Raw genomic sequence first — 23949 nt, forward strand, 5'->3', positions numbered from 1 at the left:
GCGACGTCAATCGGTATGCAGCTCGGCCACGAAATCGTAGATGTCGCCGCGGTACCACGAGCTGGTGAACTCCACCACGCGGCCGTCGTCGAGGAAGCTGCGCCGTTCGACGCTCAGGCCGGCGCTGCCGGCGGGCACGTGCAGCAGGCGGGCGTGCTGGGCGCTCAGCGACACCGCGCGCAGGCGCTGCAGCGCCCGGCGCGGGCGGGCGTTGCGCTGTTCCAGGGCTTCGTAGAGCGAATCGCGCACGGCCATGGGGTCGGGCAGCACGCTGGCGGGCACCACGCTGCGCTCGATCGCCAGCGGCTCGTCGCCGGCGTAGCGCACGCGGTGCAGGCGCACCACGGCCGCGCCGGGCGAGAGGTTCATCGCCATCGCCTCTTCCGGCGTCACCTCGCCGATGCCGCGTTCGAAGAACTCCGAGCGCGGGTTCAGGCCGCGCGCGCGCAAGTCCTCGGTAAAGCTGGTCAGCCGCGACATCGGCTTGACGATGCGCTCGGCCACGAAGGTGCCGGCGCCATGGCGCTGGGTCAGCAGGCCTTCCTCGACCAGGCCCGCGATCGCCTTGCGCACAGTGACGCGCGAGAGGCCGAGCGCCTGCGACAGGTCGCGCTCGCTGGGGAGCGCCTGGCCCGGCTCGATGTCCCGGTGTTCGACCACGGTACGGATCGCCCGGCGCAGCCGCAGATAGGCCAGCGGCTGGCGCGTATCGGGGCTTTCGCAGAGGCGGCGATATTCGGCGGCGAGCACGGTCTCCATGCGGAAACCATACCAATCTCACACCATTTGCAGCAAGACGCCATGAAAACGTATGCATGGCATCCACGCACGGCTGCGTAATCTGGTATTTCACTGGTACCATCCTCGGCGCCCCGGCGGGATGGCCCATCCCGTCTGCCCAACATGCAATCGAGGTGAACCGTGACGGCTTCTGCCCCGCCCGTCGACCCGTTCGACCTGGTGATTTTCGGCGGCACCGGCGACCTGGCCCTGCGCAAGCTGCTGCCGGCCATGTTCCATCGCTTCGTCGACGGCCAGGTGCCCGCGGCCAGCCGCATCATCGGCGTCGCGCGCGAAGGCCTGGACGATGCCGGCTACCGCGGCCTGGTGCGCGACGTGCTCGCCGACGGCGGCGGCGCGAGCGAGCGCATCGAAGCCTTCCTGCCGCAGCTTTACTACCTGCCGCTGGATGCGCGCAAGGACGACGGCTGGGATGCGTTCGCGGCGCTGGTGAACGAGCAGCCCGACCACATCCGCGTGTTCTATCTCTCGACCTCGCCGGAGCTGTTCGTCGACATCTGCAACCGGCTTGGCGCCAGCGGCCTGAACGGGCCGAACTCGCGCGTCGTGCTGGAGAAGCCGATCGGCCGCGACCTGGCCAGCGCCATGTGCATCATCGAGGCGGTCGGGCGCGTGTTCTCCGAGGCGCAGACCTTCCGCATCGACCACTACCTTGGCAAGGAAACGGTACAGAACCTGCTTGCGTTGCGTTTCGGCAACGCGCTGTTCGAGCCGCTGTGGAACGCCGGGCACATCGACCACGTGCAGATCACCGTCGCCGAGACGCTCGGCCTGGGCCGTCGCGCCGGCTACTACGACCGCGCCGGCGCGCTGCGCGACATGGTGCAGAACCACATGCTGCAGCTGCTCTGCATGGTGGCGATGGAGCCGCCGGCTTCGCTCTCGCCGGACGCCGTGCGCGACGAGAAGCTCAAGGTGCTGCATGCGTTGAAGCCCATCGACATGCGCAACTCCGCCCAGCTGACCGTGCGCGGCCAATACAAGGCCGGCGCGATCGACGGCGAGCGCGTGCCCGGCTACCTGGAGGAGCTCGACGACGGCCAGTCCGGCACCGAAACCTTCGTGGCGCTGAAGGCGGAGATCGCCAACTGGCGCTGGGCCGGCGTGCCGTTCTATCTGCGCACCGGCAAGCGGCTGTCCGCGCGGCTGTCCGAGATCGTGGTTGCGTTCAAGTCGGTGCCGCACTCGATCTTCGATGCCACCGCCGGCCCGCTGGCGCAGAACCGGCTGGTGCTGCGGCTGCAGCCGGACGAGGGCGTCAAGCTGTGGCTGACCATCAAGCACCCGGGCCCGGGCGGCCTGCGCCTGCGCCACGTGCCGCTGGACATGAGCTTCGCCGAAGCCTTCGGCGTGCAACAGCCCGATGCCTACGAACGGCTGCTGCTGGACGTGGTGCGCGGTAACCCCACGCTGTTCATGCGCCGCGACGAAGTCGAAGCCGCCTGGCACTGGATCGACCCGATCCTGGCCGCCTGGGGAGGCGCTGGCGAACTGCCGCGACCCTACGCCGCCGGCAGCTGGGGGCCGAGCGCGGCGGTCGCCCTGATCGAACGCGATGGCCGCACCTGGAACGAGGACAGCGAGTAACGCGGTTCCTTGCCGGATGTCCGCAGCCGCCTGCCGATACCGCCGCATCCCGCCCACGCCAGTGCGACCATGACGACCTCGATCAACGTCACCACCCACACCTTCACCGACGGTCACGCACTCGCCGTTGCCCTGGCCGAGCGCGTCGCCGACCGCTTGCGCGCGGGCCTGCTCGAGCGGGATTTCGCCTTGCTGGCGGTGTCCGGCGGGCGCACGCCGCTGCACTTCTTCGACCTGCTGTCGCAGGCGCCGCTGGACTGGTCCAGGGTGCACGTCACCCTGGTCGACGAGCGCTGGGTGGATGAAAGGGATCCGCGTTCCAACGCGCGCCTGGTGCGCGAGCACCTGCTCCGGCATGGCGCAGCCGCCGCCCGTTTCGTGCCGCTCTACACCGGTGCCGCCACGCCCGAACAGGGCCAGGCCGAAGCCGGCCGCCGCATCCGTGCGCTGCCGTTGCCCTTCGACGCGGTGGTGCTGGGCATGGGCCAGGACGGCCATACCGCATCGTTTTTTCCTGGAGGCGATCGACTCGCCGCCGCGCTCGACCCGGACGAGCCCGGCGGCGTATTGCCGATGCGTGCGCCCGGCGCCGGCGAGCCGCGCATCACCCTGACTCTGCCGACCCTGCTCGACACCCGCCACCTGTTCCTGCACATCGAAGGCGAGAACAAGCGCGAAGTGCTGGCGCAGGCGCGGCTGGGCCTGGGCGAGGCCGCGAACTACCCGATCCGCGCCGTGCTGGCGCGCTCGCCGGTGCCGGCCGACGTGTACTGGTGTCCCTGACTATCGACTGCCGGACCGCATGGACCGGCATGGAGTATCTGCAATGAGTTCGCTGCATCCCGTCGTCGCCGAAGTCACCGAGCGCCTCATCGAGCGCAGCCGCGAGAGCCGCAGGGCCTATCTCGCGCGCATCGATGCCGCCGCGGGCGGCGATGGCCCGCACCGCGCGCAGCTGTCTTGCGGCAACCTCGCGCACGGCTTCGCCGGCTGCAACGGTACCGACAAGGCGGCCTTGCGCGAAGGGCGGGGCCCGAACCTGGGCATCGTCACCGCCTACAACGACATGCTCTCGGCGCACCGGCCGTACGAGCGCTACCCTGCGCTGATCCGCGAGCTGGCCCGGGAGGTCGGCGCCACCGCGCAGGTCGCCGGTGGCGTGCCGGCGATGTGCGACGGCATCACCCAGGGCCGCGCCGGCATGGAGCTGTCGCTGTTCTCGCGCGACGTGATCGCGATGGCCACCGCGGTGGCGCTCTCGCACGACATGTTCGACGGTGCGCTGTACCTGGGCATCTGCGACAAGATCGTGCCGGGCCTGCTGATCGGCGCGCTCAGCTTCGGCCACCTGCCCGGCGCCTTCGTGCCGTCCGGGCCGATGCCAAGCGGCATTCCCAACGAGCAGAAATCGAAGGTGCGCCAGGCCTTCGCCGAGGGCAAGGCCACCCGCGAGGAGCTGCTGGAGGCCGAGGCGGCCTCCTACCACAGCCCCGGTACCTGCACCTTCTACGGCACCGCCAACTCCAACCAGATGCTGATGGAGATCATGGGTCTGCAGTTGCCGGGCGCGAGCTTCGTCACGCCGGACACGCCGCTGCGCGACGCGCTCACCCGTGCTGCCGTGCAGGCGGTCGCGGTACACGCGGCGCCCGCCACGCGCCTGCCGCTTGGGCACATCGTCGACGAGCGCGCCATAGTCAACGGCGTGGTCGGCCTGCACGCCACCGGCGGCTCCACCAACCACCTGATGCACCTGGTGGCGATGGCGCGCGCGGCCGGCGTCATGCTGAGCTGGGACGACTTCGATGCGCTCTCGAAGGTGGTGCCGCTGCTGGCGCGCGTGTACCCCAACGGGTATGCCGACGTGAACCAGTTCCACGAGGCCGGCGGCATGGCGTTCCTGATCGACCAGCTGCTCGCTGCCGGGCTGCTCAACGCCGACGTGCAGACGCTGGCCGGCAAGGGCCTGGGCGCCTACACCTGCGTGCCGGAGCTCGACGGGGCCGGCCAGCTCGCCTGGCGGCCGGTCGGCAAGCAGAGCGGCAACCGCGGCGTGCTGCGCGGCGCGGACGAGCCGTTCCGCCCCGACGGTGGCCTGCGCCTGCTCAGCGGCAACCTGGGGCGTGCGGTGATCAAGGTATCGGCGGTGCCCGAGGACCGCCTGCTGATCGAGGCGCCGGCCGTGGTGTTCGACGACCAGGACGCGGTGCGCGCCGCCTTCGAGCGCGGCGAACTCAACCGCGACTTCGTCGCGGTGGTGCGCTTCCAGGGCCCGCAAGCGATCGGCATGCCGGAGCTGCACAAGCTCACGCCGACGCTGGCGGTGTTGCAGGACCGTGGCCATCGCATCGCGCTGGTCACCGACGGACGCATGTCCGGGGCGTCCGGTCGCGTGCCGGCGGCGATCCACGTCACGCCCGAAGCCGCTGCGGGAGGGCCACTGGCACGCGTGCGCGAGGGGGACATGATCCGCCTGGACTGCGCAAATGGCCGTCTGGATGTCCTGGTGGATCCCGCCGTGCTTGCCGCGCGCGCGCCGGCCACCGGGAGCCAGGCGACTCACCAGGCCGGCACCGGTCGCGAACTGTTCGCGCTGTTCCGCAACAACGCCATGAACGCCGACCTGGGTGCCGGCGTGCTGTAACCGGCCCCCAGTAGAGAGCCCACGGAGATTCCATGTTGGACGCCCGACAGAATGACATCGCCAGCACGATGCGCCTGGCACCGGTGATCCCGGTGGTGGTGATAGAGGACGCTCGCGCCGCCGTGCCGATGGCGCGGGCGCTGGTCGCCGGCGGCGTGCCCGCGATCGAGGTGACCCTGCGCACCGCCGCTGCGCTCGACGCCGTGCGGGCGATCGCCGCCGAGGTCGAGGGCGCGGTGGTCGGCGTGGGCACGGTGCTGGGCGAGGCCGATCTGCGCGCGGCGCACCGGGCCGGTGCACGCTTCGCCGTGTCGCCCGGCGCGACGCCGCGTTTGCTCGACGCTGCCGAAGACGTTCCGCTGCCCCTGCTTCCCGGCGCCGCCACCGCCAGCGAGGCGATGGCGCTGCTGGAACGCGGCTACCGCCATCTGAAGTTCTTTCCCGCCGTGCCGGCGGGTGGGGCCAGGTTGCTGGCCGCGTGGGCCGGTCCGCTGCCGCAGCTGCGCTTCTGCCCTACCGGCGGCATCAGCGCCGCCAGCGCCGGCGAATTCCTGGCGCTGCCCAACGTGCTCTGCGTGGGCGGCTCCTGGCTTACCCCGGCGGACAAGCTCGCCACTGGCGACTGGGCCGGCATCGAAGCGCTGGCGCGCGCCGCGGCACGTCTCGGGACCTGAGGCGATCGCCTGGTGGGAAGGCCCGCGACCGCTACGCAGGGTGGGCTTCAGCCCACCGCCGCTCGGCCCGGTGGGAGTACGGCGGGCCGGAGTCCCCCTTGCCCGAGGTCGTTCGTGCGACGTCGCGCCTTCGGCTCAGCGCGCGTGCGGCGCAATGGCTCCCACGCGGCCGACCAGTTCACGGTGCGCCACCGCGTCCACCGGCTTGTGCGTGATCCTGGCCGTGGCCGGATGACGACCTAGGAAGTTGCCGTTCTTCCAGTCATGCACCGGCCGCACCGGCCGCGGCACGAAGCCGCCGCCGCAATTGGGGCACACGCCCTGCAGCGCGCCCTCGACGCAGTCGCGGCAGAAGGTGCATTCGAACGAGCAGATGCGTGCCTCGGTCGACGCGGGCGGCAGCGGCTTGTTGCAGTGTTCGCAGGTGGGGCGCAGTTCGAGCATGGGAGCTCCCCGTGGAGAGCGCACATCATGCGACGAAGCGGGTTCCCGCGGTGCCCGGCGCCGCCGGCAAGCGGCTGCTCCATCCCGAGGCAAGCCTCAGGGCGCGACCGGCTATCCTTTCCGCTTTGCCTCCGGATGCTCCGCCATGCCCTTCCTCCTGGCCGCCGCGCTGTGCAGCGTGCTGGTTTCGGTGTTGCTCAAGCTCGCCCGGCGGCTGGATGTGGACGTGGGCCAGGCGATCGCGTGGAACTACGTGGTCGCCGCCGCGGCGAGCGCGGTAGTGTTCGCACCGCCGCCATCGGCGTTGCATGCGGCCTCCACCGCATGGCCGGCACTGCTGGGCCTGGGCCTGTTGCTGCCGACCATCTTCCTGGCCCTGGCCGGGTCGGTGCGCCACGCCGGCATCGTCCGCTCGGAAGTGGCGCAGCGGCTGTCGCTGCTGATCTCCCTGCTGGCGGCGTTCTTCCTGTTCGGTGAGCCGCTGAGCGCCGCCAAGGGCTGGGGCATGGCGGCTGGACTGGCGGCGCTGACGGGCCTCGTGTGGCGACCGGCCAGCGGCGGCGGGGCGTCCGGCGGCACCGGCCGGTGGGTCTATCCGTTGCTGGTGTTCACGGGCTTCGGCGTGATCGACGTGCTGTTCAAGCGCGTGGCCGCAGCCGGCGTGCCGCTGGGCGCGGCGCTGCTGGTCATGTTCATGCTCGCCCTGCTGGTTTCGCTCGTGCTGCAGGGCTGGCGCCTGGCGCGCGGGACGGTGAGTCCGGGCGTCCGCAGCCTCGCCGCGGGGCTGCAGCTTGGCCTGCTCAACTTCGGCAACATCCTGCTTTACCTGCGCGCGCACCAGACCTTGCCGGGACGGCCGGCGCTGGTGTTCGCGGGCATGAATCTGGGCGTGGTGGCGCTCGGATCGCTGGCGGGCATGGTGGTTTTTCGCGAGCGGCTTTCCCGCGTCAACCTAGCGGGCCTGGGCCTGGCCGTGCTGGCGATTGCCCTGCTGGCCCGGGGCTGAGGGTGACTTCTGGGGTATGAAGGAGCTGCCGGGCGCGCCTATGCTGGTCGCTTCCGTGTGCTCGTGAGGTCGTTCCATGCGCAAGCTTCCCCTCGTCCTGGCGCTCACCGCGCTGCTGACCGCTCCCGCTGCCTTCGCCGCCGACAAGGAAAAGGCCGCCGACGACGCCACACCCGACGCGGCGCTGGCCAAGCCGCACAGCGCCGAGACCACCGGATCGGTGACGGTCGAGGGCAAGCGCATCGACTACAAGGCAGTCGCCGGCACGCTGGTGCTGCACGAGCACGGCGACCAGAGCGACGACCCGACGGTCAGCATGTTCTACGCCGCCTACTTCAAGCAGGGCGTGGACCCGGCGCGGCGACCGATCACCTTCATCTACAACGGCGGCCCCGGTTCGGCCACGGTCTGGCTGCACATGGGCGCGTTCGGCCCGAAGCGCGTGGTCACCAGCGACGACAGCCACACGCCTGCCGCGCCCTACGGCCTGGTCAACAACGACTACAGCCTGCTGGATGCCTCCGACCTGGTGTTCATCGACGCGCCCGGCGCCGGCTTCTCGCGCCTGATCGCCGACGAGAAGGACAAGTCCAAGCGCGGCGAACAGATGGACAAGCGCAAGAAGGCCATCTACGGCGTCGACGGCGATGGCAAGGCCTTCGCCCAGTTCATCACCCAGTTCCTTTCGAAGTACGGCCGCTGGAACTCGCCCAAGTACCTGTTCGGCGAGAGCTACGGCACCACCCGCTCGGCGGTGCTGGCGAACATCCTGGAGAACGAGGACAGCGTCGATCTCAACGGCGTCATCCTCCTCTCGCAGATCCTCTCCTTCGATACCAGCATCGACGGCCCCGAATTCAACCCGGGCGTCGACCTGCCCTACGCGCTGGCGCTGCCGACCTTCGCCGCCACTGCGTACTACCACCACAAGCTGCCGCAGCCGCCGGCGCAGCTGGAACCGTTCCTGCGCGAGGTCGAGCAATACGCGCTGGGCGACTACGCCAGCGCGCTGATGCAGGGCGCGCACCTGGACCCGGCGCGCAAGCGTGCCGTGGCCGAGAAGCTGCACCAGTACACCGGCCTGCCGGTCGACTACCTGGTCAAGGCCGACCTGCGCGTCACCGGCGGCATGTTCGAGCACGAGCTGCAGTTCGACGGCGGGCTGGTCACCGGCCGCCTGGACAGTCGCTTCGCCGGCCCGGCGCTCGATCCGCTGGCGAAGGACTCGGAATACGATCCGCAGTCCTCGGCGATCAGCTCGGCCTACGTGTCGGCGTTCAACGACTACGTGCGCCGGCAACTGAAGTTCGGCGACGGTCTGCAGTACCGGCTGTTCGCCGACATCGACCACTGGGACTTCGCGCACAAGGCGCCCGGCGTGCGTGGCGAGGCGCTGCAGCAATCGACCAACGTGATGCCGGACCTGGCGGTCGCGATGAAGACCAATCCGGACCTGAAGGTGTTCCTCAACGGCGGCTACTACGACCTTGCCACGCCCTATTTCGCGGCCGAGTACGAGATGAGCCACCTGCCGATCCCGGCCACGCTGCAGAAGAACATCTCCTACGCCTGGTACCCGTCCGGGCACATGGTCTATGCGCACGAGGACTCGTTGAAGGCACTGCATGACAACGTGGCGAAGTTCATCGAGCAGACCGACAACGTGAAGTAAGCGGACGTCCGCATCTTTTGTAGGAGCCCACTTGTGGGCGATTCCCTTTTCGCGCCCCTGCGGTGAATCGCATCGCCCGCGAGAGGGCACCTGCAAGGACGCCCGCAGGTCGCGCTATGCTCGGCCCATCCACGCCGACGAAGCTCACATGCGCGCCCTGATCGACCGTTACATCGACGCCTACAACCGACTGGACGTGGACGGCATGCTGGCCACGCTGCACCCGCAGGTGACGTTCGAGAACATCACGGCGGGCGTCACCACGGTCCGCACGCAGGGTATCGAGGAGTTCCGCCGGCTGGCGCAGAGCACGTTGCCGCTGTTCGCGCGGCGCCGCCAGACGGTGACCAGCTACGCCGAGAGCAACGGCGTGGCGCAGGCGGGCATCGCCTTCGAGGGCGTGTTCGCGCTGGACCTGCCCAACGGCACGCGCGCCGGGCAGGCGATCGCCCTCAACGGGCGCAGCGAGTTCCGCGCGCACGACGGCCTGCTGATCCACATCGCCGACATCAGCGACTGAGGCGGTGGTGGGCCGAGGCCCGCCGCCCCCTCACACCGCCAGGCCAATCCCGCGTGCTTCGCTACCGGGACGGCGCAGCAGCGCGTTCCGCCAGCGTTGCTGGGTGGCACCGTCGGCCTCCTGCAGGAACTGCGGCTTGTTCGCCACCAGCGCGGCCACCGGCACGCCGTCTTCGTACAGCACGCGGGTGCCGGCCAGCGCGGGCAGCCTGTCACCGGCCAGCACGGTGCCGACCAGGTTGAGCGGGTCGCTGCCGCTGATGCAGACCAGTTGCTGCGTGGGCTCCCGCTGGCGTATCCCGCGCAGGGCGCCGATCGCCTCGGGCAACGCGAACTGCTCGCCGACCAGGCCCTCGACGAAGCGCCCGCCGCGGATCTCGCCGCGCGCTTCCAGCCGGTGGTAGACGCGCAGGAGTTCGCGCCAGGAGGGCAGCCACGGAGCTTCGCGCTCGAGCAATTTCCAGAAGACCACGCCGTAGCGGCGAAGCAGGACCCTGGCCACGTGCTCCACCTCGTCTGCGCGCTCTCCCCCTGATCTCTTCGATGAGGGGGAAGAGGGCTGGAGCGAGGAGACGCTCTTGCCTGGAGCCGCCCCGACCGGGTCCCCGGCGAGCCCCGACCCCCCATCCGACCCCTTCCGGGCCACCTTCTCCCCGGCGGGGGGAAGGACCGTGCGCACCAGCGACCAGCGTCCGGCATCCTCGATCTCGCTCAACGCGTGCCGCCGCGCGCGTCGGTGCGGGCGCGAGTCACGCTTGGCGGCGGGCAGCAGCAGTGCGCGCAGGCCGGCGAAGCTGTCGGCGGTGACGCGGCCGGCGGCAACCAGTTCGCCCAGCGCATTCTCGAGCTCGGTACGCAGCAGGTGCGTGGCATCGAGCAACTCGTCGAAGAACAGCGCGCCCTGGCTGGCCAGCGCATCGGCCACCGCCTGCGCACGCGAGGAGAGCAACGACTCCTGCAACTGATCGCCCGTTGCCATGGCCGTCCAGATGGCCATCTGCCGGCGCGGCAGCAGCACGATCGGCGTGGCGCGCACAGGGCCGGTGCTGCCGCCGCCAGCCCGCAGGCGATTCCAGCCGAAGCGGCCGGCGCGGCACAACTCGTCCAGCCAGCGGCTGGCGTAGTCGCCCACGCGTGAGGGCAGCAGCTCCGTTTCCCAGGCGCCGGCGGCAGCTTCGTAGCCCTCGAGCTGGTGCAGCGTGGCGATCAGGCCATCGGGGCCTTCCAGCCGCGTGTCGGGCGTCAGGTGTTGCCAGTCGGCGAGAAAACGCATCAGGTCGCGACGGCTGACCGGTTCGATCTCGCGGCGCAGGCGGCCGATGGTGTAGCGATGGATACGCGCAAGCAGGTGGCGCTCGCACCATTCGATGCCAGCCGCGTCGGGGGTGAAGCGGCCCTGCATGACGTAGCCCTCGGACTGCAGGCGCAGCAGGGCGGGCTCGATGTCGGCCGCATCGACCGCGAGCGAGGCGGCCAGTACGGCGGGCGTGGTCGGGCCAAGGCCGCCGAGGCGGCGGCGGACGAGTTCGACAAGGGCGTCCTCGCGGGTCCACGCCTGGGCGGCGTAATCGGGTGGTGCGCTGATGGGTGGGTGCCGCGGGGCATCTGCGTGAATGACCTGCCATAGCGGCAACACCTCCGCTGCGACCCACACGCTCCCGTTCCTTCTCCCCTCCGGGGAGAAGGTGGCCCCGAAGGGGTCGGATGAGGGGCCGGGGCTCGCGGGAGGGCCTGGAGTGAGTTCAACGCAAGACAGGCCCCTCACCTCAATCCTCTCCCCGGAGGGGAAAGGAAGCGAAGGTGGCGCTTCGCGCCGCTGAAACTCGATTGAAGCGCCCTCACCCCAGCCCTCTCCCTGGAGGGGAGAGGGAGCTTGGTCCGCCGCGAGCGTAAGACGCGTCGCGCGGTGGTGTCGGGCGAGCGCATCGAGGCGCTCCTGCCAGCCCGCGTTGGCCACCACTTCGCCATCCGTCGCGAACCCAAGCAAGGTCAGCGCCTCGTGCATCTCGTCGCCGCTGCGCACCTGCGGCCAGGCTTCTTCGCGCACGGCGGCGATCGCTTCCGGGTCGAGCCGGCCCAGGTCGTCCGCGTCCTCGGCGTTCCAGCGGCGGTTCTGCACCGCCTGCGTGCGGCGCTCCTCCAGTGGCGCGTCGTCGAGGTAGGCGTACGGCGCGGCGGTGAGCACCTCCGAGGCGAGCGGGCTGGGGCCGGTGAGGTCGCGTGCGACCACCGTGATCGCGCCGGTCTCGAAGCCGCGCAGGATGCGCAGCAGGCCATCGACGTCCATTGCCTCGCGCAGGCAGTCGTGCAGGGTCTGGTTGACCAGCGGGTGGTCGGGAATCTGCCGCTCGCCGACGATGTTCTCCAGGCAGGCGACCTGATCGGGGAAGACCGTGGCGAGCAGGTCCTCGCTCTTCATGCGCTGGATCTGCGGCGGCGTCTTCTTGCCCCCGGTGTAGCGCGGCAACGCGAGCGCGGTGACCGCGTTCCAGCGCCAGCGGGCGGGGAACAGCGGTGCGTCCAGCAGCGCCTGCACCAGCACGTGCTCGGCCGAGTTCGAGTGCAGGTAGCGCGCGACTTCCTCCAGCGGGAAGCTGTGGCTGGTCGAGAGCGACAGTACGATCGCGTCCTCGGTCGCCGCCGCCTGCAGCTCGAAGTTGAACTGGCGGCAGAAGCGCTTGCGCAGGGCCAGGCCCCAGGCGCGGTTGATGCGGCTGCCGAAGGGCGTGTGGATCACCAGCTGGGTGCCGCCCGATTCGTCAAAGAAGCGCTCGAACACGATCGTGTGCTGGGTCGGCAGCACGCCGAGCGCGACCTTGGCGCGATGCAGGTAGTCGGCCAGCTGCTGCGCGGCGGCCTCACCCATGCCGAGCGTTGAACGCAGCCACGCCAGCGCCGCGGCGACGCCGCCGGCATCGAGCAGCGCCCCGACGTCCTCGCGCAGGCGCGCCACGCCGATGGACAACTCGTCGCTGCGCCCGGGTGCCTCGCCCAGCCAGAACGGAATGCTCGGCGGCGCGCCGTGCGCGTCTTCCACGCGCAGGCGATCGCGCTCCACGCGCAGGATGCGGTAGCTGGTGTTGCCGAGCTGGAACACGTCGCCGGCCAGGCTCTCGACCGCGAAATCCTCGTTGACCGAGCCGATGATGGTGTTCTGCGGTTCCAGCACCACTAGGTAATCGGCGGTGTCGGGGATCGTGCCGCCGGAGGTCACCGCGGTCAGCCGCGCATTGCGGCGCGCGCGCAGCTGGCGGTGGACCGCATCGCGATGGATGTACGCCGCGCGCGCCCCGCGCCGGGTACTGAAGCCCTCGGCAAGCATGCGCACGATCGCATCGAACTGCTCGCGCGGCAGTTCGCGGTAGGGATGCGCGCCGCGCACCAGCGCATACAGCGCATCCTCGTCCCACTCCTGGGCCGCGACCTCGGCGACGATCTGTTGCGCGAGCACGTCCAGCGGCTGCACCGGCTGCACCAGTGCGTCGAGCTCGCCGCGGCGCACGCAGTCGAGCAGTGCGGCGCATTCGAGCAGGTCGTCGCGACTGGTCGGGAACAGGCGTGCCTTGGGCGTGCCGTTGACCGCGTGGCCGGAGCGGCCGGCGCGTTGCAGGAAGGCGGCGATCGACCGCGGCGAGGCGAGCTGGCAGACCAGGTCGACGTCGCCGATGTCGATGCCCAGTTCCAGCGACGCGGTGGCGACCAGCAGCTTCAGTTCGCCGCGCTTGAGGCGTTGTTCGGCATCGAGCCGGAGCTCCTTGGCCAGGCTGCCATGGTGCGCGGCGACCGCCTCCTTGCCCAGCCGCTCGGCCAGGTGGCGCGCGGCACGCTCGGCCATGCGGCGGGTGTTGACGAAGACCAGCGTGGTGCGGTGTTCGCGAGCGAGCTGGGCGAGGCGGTCGTAGACCGTTTCCCAGCTGTCGTTGGACATCACCGCTTCGAGCGGAACGGGCGGCACTTCGATGGCCAGGTCGCGGGGGCGGGTGTGGCCCACGTCGACGATCGCGCAGCGCGATGAATCCTTCTCCCCCGGACTTGATGAGAGCAGGGAGAGAAGGTGGCCCGAAGGGCCGGATGAGGGGGCGGGGCTCGCGGGAGAGTCGCTTGCAGTTTGCTCTTGGGAAGTGTCGGGCAAGAGCCGCCCCTCACCCCGACCCTCTCCCCCATTTTGAATCAGAGCCGGGAGAGAGGGAGCCTGGTCCCGGCTTCCGACCAGGAACCGCGCCACCTCCTCGATCGGCTTCTGCGTCGCCGACAGCCCGATCCGCTGCAACGGTCGCTGGCACAGCGACTCCAGCCGCTCCAGCGACAGCGCCAGGTGGGTGCCGCGCTTGGAATTGGCCAGCGCGTGGATCTCGTCCACGATCACCGTGCGCGTGCCGTTGAGCATCTCACGCCCGGAAGCCGAGCCCAGCAGCACGTAAAGCGACTCGGGTGTGGTGACCAGGATGTGTGGGCTCACCTTGCGCATCAGCGCGCGCTCGGCCTGCGGGGTGTCGCCGGTGCGCACGGCGGTGCGGATCGCCACGTCCGGCAGGCCCGCGACCTCGAGCTCGGCGCGGATCCCTTCCAGCGGCGCCTCCAGATTGATGTGGATGTCGTTGGACAGCGCCTTCAGCGGCGACACGTAGACCACCCGCGTCTCATCCGGCAAGGCGCCGCCGTTCGCCACGCCCTCGCGCACCAGCGCGTCGATGGCGGCGAGGAACGCGGTCAACGTCTTGCCCGAGCCGGTCGGTGCGGCCACCAGCGTGTGGCGGCCAGCGTGGATGTTCGGCCATGCGCCCGCCTGCGCCGCGGTGGGCGCCGGGAAGCTGCGCTGGAACCAGCGCGCGACGGCGGGATGGAAGTGTTCGAGCGGCATGGCGGCCAGGGCGGGTGTGGCGTGTCCCGATGATATGGGGCGCCGGTCTCATACTTCGAGCCTGTTCAGGATGCGGCCGTCGGGCTAGCTTAAGCAACCGGCGGAGGCGAGGCAGGCGCGTGGGTGTACGGCAGGCAGACAGGGGAACGCTCGACTGGCTGACGCTGGCCGATGAAAGGCGGCTGTGCGTGCATGACTGGCCAAGGGCCGGTGCCGATGCCGGCGTGCTGATCGTGCACGGCCTGGGCGAGCATGCCGGCCGCTACGCTGCGCTGGCCGCCTGGTCCAACGCACGCGGCTATGCGGTGCGCACCTACGACCAGCGTGGACACGGGCGCACGCCCGGACAGCGCGGCGCACTGTCGAGACCGCTGGAGCTGATCGATGACCTGGCCGAAGTGTACGAGGACTTCGCCGCCACCCGGCCGGCGCCGCCCGTGCTGCTGGGCCACAGCATGGGCGGGCTGGTCGCATTGCGCGCGGTACTCGACAGGCGCGTGACGCCGCCGGCGCTGGTGCTTTCCTCGCCGGCGCTGCGGGCCTGGACACCGCGGTGGGAGCAGGCGCTGGCCATGCGGCTTGCGCGCGTGCTGCCAAACCTGCCCCTGCGCAGTGGCCTGCCGTTCGAAGCGCTGTCGCACGAGGCGGCCGTGGTCGACGCCTACCGGCGCGACCCGTTGCGCTCGGGCTGGATCACGCCGCGGCTGGCGCGCTTCATCTTCGAGAGCGGCCGGCACTGCATCGCCATGGCGCCAACGCTGCGGGTGCCGACGCTGTTGCTGGTGGCCGGCGCCGACCGGCTGGTGGATGCGCGCGGGAGCCGTGCGTTCGCCGAAGCGGCCAAGGCCAGCGGCCACCTCACCACGTACGTGTTCGAGGAGCTCTTCCACGAGCTGTTCAACGAAGCCGAGCCCGGCCGCAGCCAGGTGCTCGCGCAGCTGGACGCCTGGTTGCAACGGATCCCGTAGGCAGGCTCGCGCCCACCCTACGGCTCGGCCGTTCCTTGCCTGGGCGCGTTGCCAGACTCGCAAGGCGCATGGCCGCAACCGCAGGGGCCGTCGGCCGGCTCGTCGACCACCTGGCGGCAGTGTTCGGAGCAGTAGGTGTCGCCGGCCGGCACACTGCAGCGGCAGGCCGGGTGGGCGCAGGGCTGGTGGGCGGTGGCGTTCATGGCGTCAACGCGTGCTGCCGCCCGTGGCGGGCTGCTTGCGCTGGGCGATGCTTGTCAGCTGGTCGCCGGCCTTGGTGTGGTCATCGACGATGCGCTGCGCCAGTTGCTTGACCTGCGCATTGGTGGACCTGTCCAGCGCGATCCGCCCAGCCTGGATCTCGGCCATGTTGGCAGCGGCCGCCTTGCGCATGAACATCGCGTCCTGGCTGCCGTCGCTCTGCATGCGCCGCGCGGTGCGGTCGCTGGCGTCCGGGGGCGCGGCGTTCTGTGCGACCGTGGCGCAGGACACGCCAGCGAGCAGCACGCTGCCCAGCACCAGGCTGATGCGTCGTACGGTCATCTGGTTCTCCTCGTGGATGGGGTGCGTCGCCTGGATCGGCCAGTCGCGAGGTCAATCCTCCTCCTCCTCGCTTTTCTGCGAGGATCGCGTGGCCTTGGTGTCGCCGCGGCGGCCGTGGCTGGCCTCGCCGCCCTTGCGGCCGATCGCCGCCATGTGCTCGCGGTTGGCACTCACCGCCTCGCCGCCTTTCTGGCCGGCGCGGCGCGCTTCCTCGGACGTGAACTGATGGGCATGGCCGCTGGCGTGTGCCGCGCGGCCGCCTTCGCTGGCAATCTCGCGCTGGCGCTCCTCGTCCATGCTGGCGAAGCCGCGCTTGCTGGTGCCGCTGCCTGGGTTCTTGCTGGACATGTGGGTGCTCTCTCATGCATTCGGGGGGACGTCGAGCAGTGGGGGCCCGACGGCGCACCGCGTTGCGCGGCGGCTGTCGTGCAATGGCAACATCCATGCCAGTCTGTAATTGCGCCGAACGCCGCCGTTTCGCGTTCAACGTCGTCGACGGACGGGGTGCTGTCGCGCCTGCTCGCAAGCGGTCGCGGCAAAACTACAAAGCCGCTTGGAAAACTTGCCGGGGAGGGCAGCTACGCACGGTGATGGCGGCGTGGATTGGGGATAGACGCCACGTTGAGGCGATGCGAGAGGGGTGTCGCGGGCGTATTCATCTGCCGCCCATGGGCGGCTTTTCGACGCGGGCGGCGCGGCTAGTTGAGGTCGGACCGGCGCAGCGGGCGTGGGTCGGCGAGCAGGCCGCGGGCGAGTTCGGCGCAGCGCAGGCAGCCGCTGCCGATCTGGTTGAGCACGGCAAGCACGTTGGCGTGTTCCTTGCGCTCGAGCATCAGCGCGGCCAGGTCGGTGCGCATCAGGATGACGTTGAGCGCGTTGTTGATCGCATCGACCACCGGTACCGGGTCGGCGTTCTGTTCCTGTTCGATCGACTCGCGACGTTCGCGCTGCAGCAGCACTGCCAGCCAGGCGCCGACGTGCGCCAGCGCCGCGCGCTCCTCGGCATCGAGCATGCGCGGGCGATACAGCGCAAGGCCCAACGACGCTGCGGGTCGGCGCGCGCGGCGGCACGGCAGGGCGATCGCGCGCAACCGCGCATTGCCGCTGCGTTCGCGCGCGTCGCTGCGCTCGACGGTGAGCGCCGAGCGCAGCGACTGCGTCGCCACCTGCCCGGCCAGTGCGCGCGCATCGCGGCGCGAGACCGGCGGCGGCGGCAGCGTCCAGCAGTAGCGGCCCTGTCCACTGGGACGGTGCGGCGCGACCAGCAGGCACACCTCAGCGTGCCATTGCAGGCTGACGTGCTGCAGCAGGCGGGTGATCGCCTCCTCCGCGGAGGAGGCGTCGAGCGCTTGCAATGTGGTCGGCAGCGGCAGGGGGATGGGGGTGATGGCTGAGCTTGCCGGTCGTGCGTTCATTTCATTCGCGGTCTTCGTGCTGGTAGCGCGACAGCTTGTTGTAGATCGTCTTGAGGCTGACCCCCAACGCCTCGGCCGTTCGCGTCTTGTCGTTGTCGAAATGCGCTAGCGTGCGCAGAAGCATCTGCTTTTCCATCTCCTCGATGGTCATGCCGATGCGAAAAGGCATGCTGCCGTGGTCATGCGCCTGGTGCAGGGGGTGTTGTGGCTGCTGGGCGATGCGCATATCCAGCTCCTCGCCGGACATGACCCAGGCCCGCTGCACGGCGTGCTTGAGCTCGCGCGCATTGCCCGGCCAGTCGTGGTCGAGCAGGCGGCGCAGCGCATCGGGACCGAAACGGCGCGACGTGCCGTAGCGTTCGTTGAGGCGGTCGAGGAAGCGCTGGGCGAGCAACGCGATATCGCTGGGATGTTCGCGCAGCGGCGGCATCGCCAGCGGGAAATCCATCAGGCGGTAGTACAGGTCCGCGCGCAGCACGCCGTCGCGTACCGCCTGCAGCGGATCGCGATTGGTCGCGGCGATCACGCGCACGTCCACCGGCTTGCTGGCGCTGGCGCCGACGCGGGTGACGTCGCGCTCCTCCAGTACCCGCAGCAGGTGCGTCTGCAGTTGCAGCGGCATCTCCGTGCATTCGTCCAGGAAAAGCGTGCCGCCCTGCGCCTGTTCGAAGAAGCCGGCGTGGTCCTTGACCGCGCCGGTGAAGCTGCCGCGCTCGTGGCCGAACAGCTGGCTGGTGAGCAGGTCGGGTGCGATCGCGCCGCAGTTGACCGCGACGAAACGGCCGCTGCGTTCGCTGTACTGGTGCAGCGCGCGCGCGGCCAGCTCCTTGCCGGTGCCGCTTTCGCCGTGGATCAGCACCGTCACGTCCAGCGGAGCGACGCGGCGGATCTTCTCGAAAAGCCGCTGCATCACCGCGCTGGCGCCGATCAGCTCGCCGCAGCGCTCGCTGTCCTCGCGCGAGGCGACGCGCAGCTTGGCCGCGGCGATTGCCTGGTCGATCAGGCAATTGAGCTGCGCGCCCTCGATCGGCTTGATCAGGTAATCCAGCACGGGCAGTTGCAGCGCACGCACGGCGGTCTCCACCGAAGGGTGTCCAGTGACCACGACCACCTGTCCAGTCTGCTGCGGGTCCAGGCGGCCGATCAGCTCCAGTCCGTTGCCGTCGGGCAGGGACAGGTCGAGCAGCAAAAGGTCGAACCGTTGTTCAGCGGTGAGCTTCAGCGCATGCGCGAGGCTCGCGGCGCCTGTGACGGTGCAGTCTTTCGGTTCGGCAAAGGCGGTTACCACGTCTAGGAATTGGAGGTCGTCGTCAACGAGCAGGATGGAAGCAGTCGTCGGCACAATTTCACCGGGGAGGGGTCAGCGACCCCAGGCTGTCTCGTGGAGGAATCGGGTCGTCCGTGCGCCCGTGTATCCACGGCGGCAGCTAGAACCGTGCAGCGCTTGGCAGGTCGGCGTGGACGAAACCGACGATGCCGCATGCGAAGTGCAAGTAGCGTCGAAGAGATGTTCCAAGTTGTAAGGGTTGCCTCACACGCGTGTGACGCATGCCGCACGCGTGGGCGCTCCGTCGCCTTGCGCCTGCCCGTGTGCCTTGCAGGCAGGCGCCCGGCATGGTCAATGCCGGCTGCGCCCGCCGGCCTCGTCCTTGCCCTGGCCAACGAGGCCGCCCGGGGAGCCGGTGGCATTGGACGCAGCGGGGCCCGGCGTGTTGCCGGCGCCGCTGCCCGGCGAGGGTGAAGCGCTCGTCGCCGGCGGCGCCTGCGTGTCGCTACCAGCCTCGCGGCGGCGCACGCGCAGCTGGTTCTGGACGTCCTTCACGCCGCCCAGGTCATCGACGATGTCCTCGGCAGCATGTTTCATCCAGCGTGCGCTCACGCTGCCTTCGAGCGTGACGGTGCCCTTGTCCACCTTGACCTCGATGTCGCTGGCGTCGAGGTCGGCCTCGGTCAGCCGTTCGCAGGCGAGCTCGCGCAGGCGCTCGTCGCTGCGTTCGTAGCCGCGTGGTCGGGTACCCCGGAACTGGCTGCGCTGGTCGCCGTCGTCGAACCAGTAGCGCTTGCCCTGTTGGCGGAAGCCGGCGCCGCCGTAGGTATCCGTATGGGCGTACTGGCTGCCGATCTCGCGGCGGCCGGGAGCGGCGCGCTGGTCGCCGCTGCCGTAGCGCGGGCCGTCGTAGTCGTGCTCCTGGGTCCAGCTGGCGTGCATGAGATCGCTGCGCGCGTCGTCCTGCCGGTTGCCCTGGCCGTAGGTGCGCGCCCTCTCGTAGCCGCTGTCGCCCTGGCCCCGGCGCGGTTCGCCGCGCCAGGTGTCGTAGGAGCGGCCGTAGCCGTGCGCACGATGGCGGTCGTCCTCGCTCTGGTAGCCCTCCACGAAGTGGCGCTCGGCCTCGGTATCCAGGCCGTACCGCGCATCGCCGCGCGCGCCGCGGGGGCGCGACCACAGCTGCTCGTCGTCGTCGTGGCCGCCGCCGTAGCGCGCGGGCTGCTCGCTCCAGTCGGGCCGCTGGCCGCGCTCGGGGTCGCGGCGTGGGTGCGCGGCCTGCCAGGGGTGTTCCTGATCGGGCCCGTACTGGCCGGGTCCGTAGGTGCGAACCTGCCGGCCGGCCTCGTACGGGTCACGCAGGTTGCGTTCGCGGATACGCTCGTCGCGGCTGCGGAAGCGTGACCTTTCGTCGTCGTCGTAGCGATAGTCGTCTTGGCTCATGGGGGCCTCCTGTCGGAATGGGTTTGGCGCGAAAAAATTGCAGCCTCCGTGTCAACTTTTGCTTCAGTTCAGCCAGCGGCACATCGGTGTGCCGGGCTCGCCGATGCGTGGCACCGGGATGCCCGGCTCGTGCGGGTCGATGGCTGGCATGTCCGGATCGCGCGGCCGCGGCGCGCGCACCGGGTCGCCGGGGTCGTAGGGCTGGGGCGGGGTGGGATCGGGCGGCAGCGACGCGGGGTCGCCGACCGGCTTGGACGGCACCATGCCGCCGAACGGCGGCATGCGCGGCACGCGGATCGGATTGACCAGCGGAGGGCAGGGCAGGAATACGTGCATGGGATACCCCGTGAGGGAGGAACATCCCCTGCCATACAAGCCATGTGCCAATCCCCGCGCGCGGGCCCCGGCGAGCCCGGCCTTACGCGCAGGCGTGGCAGGTTTTACCGGCCCCGGCAGTTTTTACAGGCGGGCGCCTGCCTGCCTGGACAGCCGCAAGGCGGGCTTCAGCCCACCGCCGATGTCCGGACGGATGGCGGTGGGCTGAAGCCCACCCTACGGGGAGCTTGCCTGCTTCAGCGGACCGGGGAGCAGGGCGCGCATGCGCTGGACCAGCGCATCGAACTCGAAGGGCTTGGTGAGCAGGTCGGTGTTGGCGTCGGGAGTCCAGTCCTCGGGCATCGTTTCGGCGTAGCCGGTCACGAAAAGCACCTTCATGTCGGGACGGTGGTTCCGCCCGACCTCGACCATCTGCAACCCGGTCAACCCGGGCAGGCCGATGTCCGAGACGACCAGGTCGATGTGCTCGACCGAGTCGATGATGGCCAGGCCTGCATGGCCGTCGCGCGCTTCCAGCACCCGGTAGTGCAGTTCGCGCAGCTTGCCGGCGAGGAGGTCGCGCACCACATCCTCGTCCTCCACCAGCAGGATGGTCTCGCCGGCGGCGGGCTCCCAGCGCGTGCCGCCGGCCCGGCCGTCCAGCGCGCGCACGCTGCGGCGCTCGCCGCTGGGCAAGTAGATCGACACGGTGGTGCCGTGGCCGGGCTCGCTATCCAGTTCGATGGCGCCGCGCGACTGGTTGACGAAGCCGTGGATCATCGACAGCCCCAGCCCGGTGCCGCGGCCCTTGGGCTTGGTGGTGAAGAAGGGATCGAAGGCGCGCGCACGCACTTCGGGGGTCATGCCCACGCCGGTATCGCTCACCTGCAACAGCAACGTGGGCGCATCGCGCAGGCTGTGCGGCCGGCGCAGCGGTCCTTCGCCCGGCGGCACCGAGCCGGTGCGGATCGTCAGCCGACCGCCAGCGGGCATCGCGTCGCGTGCGTTGATGGCGAGGTTGAGGATCGCGCTCTCCAGCAGGTTCGGATCGCACAGCACCGGTACCAGCGCCGGCGCCAGCTCGAGCTCCAGTTCGATGCGCTCACCGAGGGTGGCCGGCAGCAGTTCGGCGATCTGCGCGACCAGGTCGTTGAGGTTCACGCTCTTGGGTGCCAGCGGCTGGCGCCGCGCGAAGGCGAGCAGGCGGTGGGTCAGCGTGGCGGCGCGTTTGGCCGAGTCCAGCGCGTTGCCGAGGAAACGGTCCACGTCCTGGCGGCCTGCAGCCAGGCGCATTTCGACCACCTCCAGCGAGCCGATGATGCCCTGCAGCAGGTTGTTGAAGTCGTGTGCCATGCCGCCGGTGAGCTGGCCCAGCGCCTCGATCTTCTGTGACTGGAACAGCTGCGCGCGGGTTTCCTCCAGGCGCCGTTCGGCCTCCACGCGGGCGGTGATGTCGCGGGTGATCTTGGCAAAGCCCAGCAGCTGGCCGTCGCTGTCGCGGATCGCGTCGATCGCGATCTCGGCCATGAAGCGCGAGCCGTCCTTGCGGACCTGCCAGTCCACCACGTCGTAGCGGCCACTCTCGCTGGCGACGGTCATCGCCGTCTGCGCCACCAGCGGATTGACGAAGAACCGCGCCAGCGGATGGCCGATGATCTCCGCGGCGGTGTAGCCCTTGATGCGTTCGGCGCCGGCGTTCCAGTCGGTGACCAGGCCGTCGGGATCGAGCATGCAGATGGCGTAGTCGGTCACGCCGTCGACGAACAGGCGGAAGCGCCGCTCCACCTCGCGCAACCGCTGTTCGGTCATGCGCCGCTCGGTGATGTCGCGGGTGACCATGGCGAAGCCGAGCAGGTGGCCCTGCTCGTCGCGTACCGCGTCGCAGACCATGTGCGCCCAGAAGCGGCTGCCGTCGCGGCGCAGCCGCTCGGCTTCCTCCTGGAAGCGGCCGTGCGCCGCGGCCATGTGCAGGATCAGCTCCGGCCTGCCGCCGGCGCGTTCTTCCTCGGTATGCAGCAATGCGAAGGCGCGGCCGAGGATGTCGGCGGCGCGATGGCCGTGGATCTGTTCGGCACCGGCGTTCCAGCTGCGTATGCGGCCCTGTGGATCGACCATGAAGATGGCGTAGTCCAGGATGGACTGCACCAGCAACTGGTAGGAATTGGGACCGCTCGTATCCACCCCACCGTCCTTGCACAGCAAGCACCGCGTCACGGCCGTCCACGACGGTGTCATCGGTATTCGTTCCCCGGACAAATTGGGTTTGCAGCCGCAGCGCGACCGCGTTCCGGTTGGCCGGCCTCGACCGAACCTACATCATGTGGTCAGTGAGATAAACCGGGATACGGCGGCCGGCCCCCGTCGGCGACGGCGCATGCGCGGGCGTTCTTGGCACGCGCATCGGCGATCGCCGCCAGCAGCGCCTTGCGGTCGTACGGCTTGGGCAGGAAGGTGGCAGTCGGGCCCAGCCGCTCGCTGGACGCCTCCGGATCGCCGGAGATCACCACGACGGCTGCGTTCGATCCACGCCGGCGCAGTTCCTCGGTCATGCTGATGCCGTCCTGGCCGCCGCCGATGTTGACGTCAGTGACGATCACGTCGATTTCCGGTTGCTCGTCCATCAGGCGGATGCCGGTGCTGGCGTCGCGCGCGGAGAGGACCTGGTAGCCGGCCGCATCGAGGAGCAGCGCCATGACTTCACGCGTGTCCGAATCGTCCTCCACCAGCAATACAAGGTTGTCCTTCGCCATGACACCTCCCAATCACGCACCCGCGGCCCGAACCGTGAATCGTGACCATACACAAGTGACGGAAGCGTGCAGGCTAAAGCATTGCTGCGTCAACTATTTAAGCATGTGATCTTGCGTTTGTGGTTCACAAACGTCCACTGCCCGTGCAACGGCCGGCCGCCAGCCCGGCACCTGGTGCCGGATGAGTTCGCAAGGCATTGATGCGAAACGCAAAATGTTGCGACGCAGGACCACCGCATCTTCACCCGGATGACGCCGCTCTTTCACTGTCACCTGCTTAGGCTGTCTTTTCCAGCGAGGGTGGGAGTGGCAGACGTGAAATACGATCCGGCACGCCGGGGTTTCCTCAGGCTCGTCGGCGTGACGGTGCCGGCCGGCATGGTGTTGTGCGCCTGCGGCGGCAGCGGCACCGATGCGCACGGCGGCACTGCCAACGCCTTCTTCGCGCCCGGGGAAATGGACTTCATCCAGGCCGCCACGGCGCGGCTGATTCCCACCGATGCGCTGGGGCCGGGAGGCGACAAGGCGGGCATTCCCACCTTTCTCGACCTGCAACTGGCCGGTCCTTACGGGCGCGCCGAGCGCTGGTACATGCAGGGACCCTGGCCGCGCGGCATCGACAGCCAGGGTTACCAGTTGCGCTTCACGCCCGCCCAGCTGTACCGCCAGGCCATCGCCGGGATCGACAAGCATTGCCGCGCGCAGTACCAGCAGCCTTTCGCCAGGCTCGGCGCCGACCAGCAGGATGAAGTACTGCACGCGCTCGAGGGCGGCAAGGTCGATTTGGGCGACGTGCCTTCCGAGACCTTCTTCAACCTGCTCTGGCAGAACACCCAGGAAGGCTTCCTCGCCGACCCGGTCTACGGCGGCAACCGTGACTTCGCCGGCTGGAAGCTGATCGGTTTCCCGGGCCCCCGCTACAACTACGTGCGCGAGATCGGCGAGTACGGCAAGCCCTACCAGCAGCCCTGCGTCAGCCTCATAGGCCGCGCGCCGGAGGCGGCGCTGGCGCACGCCGGAGGGGCCTCCTGATGGCGCGGCGG

20 protein-coding genes and 2 pseudogenes are annotated in these 23949 nt (G+C 69.9%); 9 read left to right on the forward strand and 13 right to left on the reverse strand.

The window, feature by feature from the left end; genetic code table 11:
• Window positions 1-6: 6 nt before the first annotated feature.
• Window positions 7-759 carry a GntR family transcriptional regulator gene (locus LQ771_RS15295; protein ID WP_231350235.1) on the reverse strand — a complete coding sequence of 251 codons (753 nt, stop codon included), beginning with the start codon at window positions 757-759 and terminating at the stop codon, window positions 7-9.
• Window positions 760-921: 162 nt separating this feature from the next.
• On the opposite strand from LQ771_RS15295, the gene zwf reads away from it, so the two are divergent.
• The 4 genes from zwf to eda all read left to right on the forward strand — a co-directional run bounded on the left by zwf (window position 922) and on the right by eda (window position 5706).
• Entirely contained in the window at window positions 922-2388 is a 1467-nt protein-coding gene (zwf, locus tag LQ771_RS15300; RefSeq protein WP_231350236.1) for a glucose-6-phosphate dehydrogenase, read from the forward strand.
• A 69-nt stretch (window positions 2389-2457) separates the two neighbouring features.
• The gene (gene pgl / locus LQ771_RS15305; RefSeq protein WP_231350237.1) at window positions 2458-3171 is read left to right on the forward strand and encodes a 6-phosphogluconolactonase; all 714 of its coding nucleotides are present in this window, start codon (window positions 2458-2460) and stop codon (window positions 3169-3171) included.
• A 43-nt stretch (window positions 3172-3214) separates the two neighbouring features.
• Window positions 3215-5032: a phosphogluconate dehydratase gene (edd, locus tag LQ771_RS15310; protein ID WP_231350238.1), complete on the forward strand. Its 1818-nt coding sequence runs from the start codon at window positions 3215-3217 to the stop codon at window positions 5030-5032.
• Between the two features lie 32 nt (window positions 5033-5064).
• Window positions 5065-5706, forward strand: a complete 642-nt coding sequence (eda, locus tag LQ771_RS15315) for a bifunctional 4-hydroxy-2-oxoglutarate aldolase/2-dehydro-3-deoxy-phosphogluconate aldolase (RefSeq protein WP_231350239.1) — start codon at window positions 5065-5067, stop codon at window positions 5704-5706.
• A 135-nt stretch (window positions 5707-5841) separates the two neighbouring features.
• Here the strand turns inward: eda and LQ771_RS15320 are convergent, their stop codons facing one another.
• Entirely contained in the window at window positions 5842-6150 is a 309-nt protein-coding gene (locus tag LQ771_RS15320; protein WP_231350240.1) for a DUF1272 domain-containing protein, read from the reverse strand.
• Window positions 6151-6295: 145 nt separating this feature from the next.
• Here LQ771_RS15320 and LQ771_RS15325 point away from each other — a divergent pair, with 145 nt between their 5' ends.
• The 3 genes from LQ771_RS15325 to LQ771_RS15335 all read left to right on the forward strand — a co-directional run bounded on the left by LQ771_RS15325 (window position 6296) and on the right by LQ771_RS15335 (window position 9348).
• Entirely contained in the window at window positions 6296-7156 is an 861-nt protein-coding gene (locus tag LQ771_RS15325) for an EamA/RhaT family transporter (RefSeq protein WP_231350241.1), read from the forward strand.
• A gap of 76 nt (window positions 7157-7232) precedes the next feature.
• The gene (locus LQ771_RS15330; RefSeq protein ID WP_231350242.1) at window positions 7233-8828 is read left to right on the forward strand and encodes a S10 family peptidase; all 1596 of its coding nucleotides are present in this window, start codon (window positions 7233-7235) and stop codon (window positions 8826-8828) included.
• Between the two features lie 148 nt (window positions 8829-8976).
• Window positions 8977-9348, forward strand: coding sequence for a nuclear transport factor 2 family protein (locus LQ771_RS15335; RefSeq protein ID WP_231350243.1), 372 nt, complete (start codon window positions 8977-8979; stop codon window positions 9346-9348).
• A gap of 30 nt (window positions 9349-9378) precedes the next feature.
• On the opposite strand, the pseudogene LQ771_RS15340 reads toward LQ771_RS15335, so the two are convergent.
• Together LQ771_RS15340 and LQ771_RS16095 are read right to left on the reverse strand one after the other, a co-directional pair.
• A pseudogene (locus tag LQ771_RS15340) lies at window positions 9379-13449 on the reverse strand (Lhr family helicase); the annotation flags it as partial.
• A 102-nt stretch (window positions 13450-13551) separates the two neighbouring features.
• Window positions 13552-14208 (reverse strand): annotated as a pseudogene (locus tag LQ771_RS16095) (DEAD/DEAH box helicase); the annotation flags it as partial.
• Between the two features lie 119 nt (window positions 14209-14327).
• Here LQ771_RS16095 and LQ771_RS15345 point away from each other — a divergent pair.
• Complete coding sequence (locus LQ771_RS15345; protein ID WP_231350245.1) at window positions 14328-15176, forward strand: alpha/beta hydrolase; 849 nt, start codon at window positions 14328-14330, stop codon at window positions 15174-15176.
• A gap of 17 nt (window positions 15177-15193) precedes the next feature.
• Here the strand turns inward: LQ771_RS15345 and LQ771_RS15350 are convergent, their stop codons facing one another.
• From LQ771_RS15350 to LQ771_RS15390, 9 genes are all read right to left on the reverse strand, one after another.
• Window positions 15194-15379, reverse strand: a complete 186-nt coding sequence (locus tag LQ771_RS15350) for a hypothetical protein (protein ID WP_231350246.1) — start codon at window positions 15377-15379, stop codon at window positions 15194-15196.
• A 4-nt stretch (window positions 15380-15383) separates the two neighbouring features.
• Window positions 15384-15719 (reverse strand): DUF4142 domain-containing protein, encoded by a 336-nt coding sequence (locus tag LQ771_RS15355; RefSeq protein WP_231350247.1) that lies wholly within the window; start codon window positions 15717-15719, stop codon window positions 15384-15386.
• Window positions 15720-15770: 51 nt separating this feature from the next.
• A complete protein-coding gene (locus LQ771_RS15360; protein WP_231350248.1) occupies window positions 15771-16067 on the reverse strand; it encodes a KGG domain-containing protein in 297 nt (98 codons plus the stop codon).
• 350 nt (window positions 16068-16417) lie between these two features.
• A complete protein-coding gene (locus LQ771_RS15365; protein WP_231350249.1) occupies window positions 16418-17134 on the reverse strand; it encodes a hypothetical protein in 717 nt (238 codons plus the stop codon).
• 1 nt (window position 17135) lies between these two features.
• Window positions 17136-18476: a sigma-54-dependent transcriptional regulator gene (locus LQ771_RS15370; protein ID WP_231350250.1), complete on the reverse strand. Its 1341-nt coding sequence runs from the start codon at window positions 18474-18476 to the stop codon at window positions 17136-17138.
• Between the two features lie 276 nt (window positions 18477-18752).
• Window positions 18753-19841 (reverse strand): BON domain-containing protein, encoded by a 1089-nt coding sequence (locus LQ771_RS15375; protein WP_231350251.1) that lies wholly within the window; start codon window positions 19839-19841, stop codon window positions 18753-18755.
• Between the two features lie 63 nt (window positions 19842-19904).
• Entirely contained in the window at window positions 19905-20177 is a 273-nt protein-coding gene (locus LQ771_RS15380; protein ID WP_231350252.1) for a hypothetical protein, read from the reverse strand.
• A 216-nt stretch (window positions 20178-20393) separates the two neighbouring features.
• Window positions 20394-22337: a hybrid sensor histidine kinase/response regulator gene (locus LQ771_RS15385; RefSeq protein WP_231350253.1), complete on the reverse strand. Its 1944-nt coding sequence runs from the start codon at window positions 22335-22337 to the stop codon at window positions 20394-20396.
• Between the two features lie 143 nt (window positions 22338-22480).
• A complete protein-coding gene (locus LQ771_RS15390) occupies window positions 22481-22906 on the reverse strand; it encodes a response regulator (RefSeq protein ID WP_231350254.1) in 426 nt (141 codons plus the stop codon).
• Between the two features lie 315 nt (window positions 22907-23221).
• Here LQ771_RS15390 and LQ771_RS15395 point away from each other — a divergent pair, with 315 nt between their 5' ends.
• Entirely contained in the window at window positions 23222-23938 is a 717-nt protein-coding gene (locus LQ771_RS15395; RefSeq protein ID WP_231350255.1) for a gluconate 2-dehydrogenase subunit 3 family protein, read from the forward strand.
• Window positions 23939-23949: the final 11 nt, after the last annotated feature.

Source organism: Frateuria soli, from assembly GCF_021117385.1.
GTDB lineage: Bacteria > Pseudomonadota > Gammaproteobacteria > Xanthomonadales > Rhodanobacteraceae > Frateuria_A > Frateuria_A soli.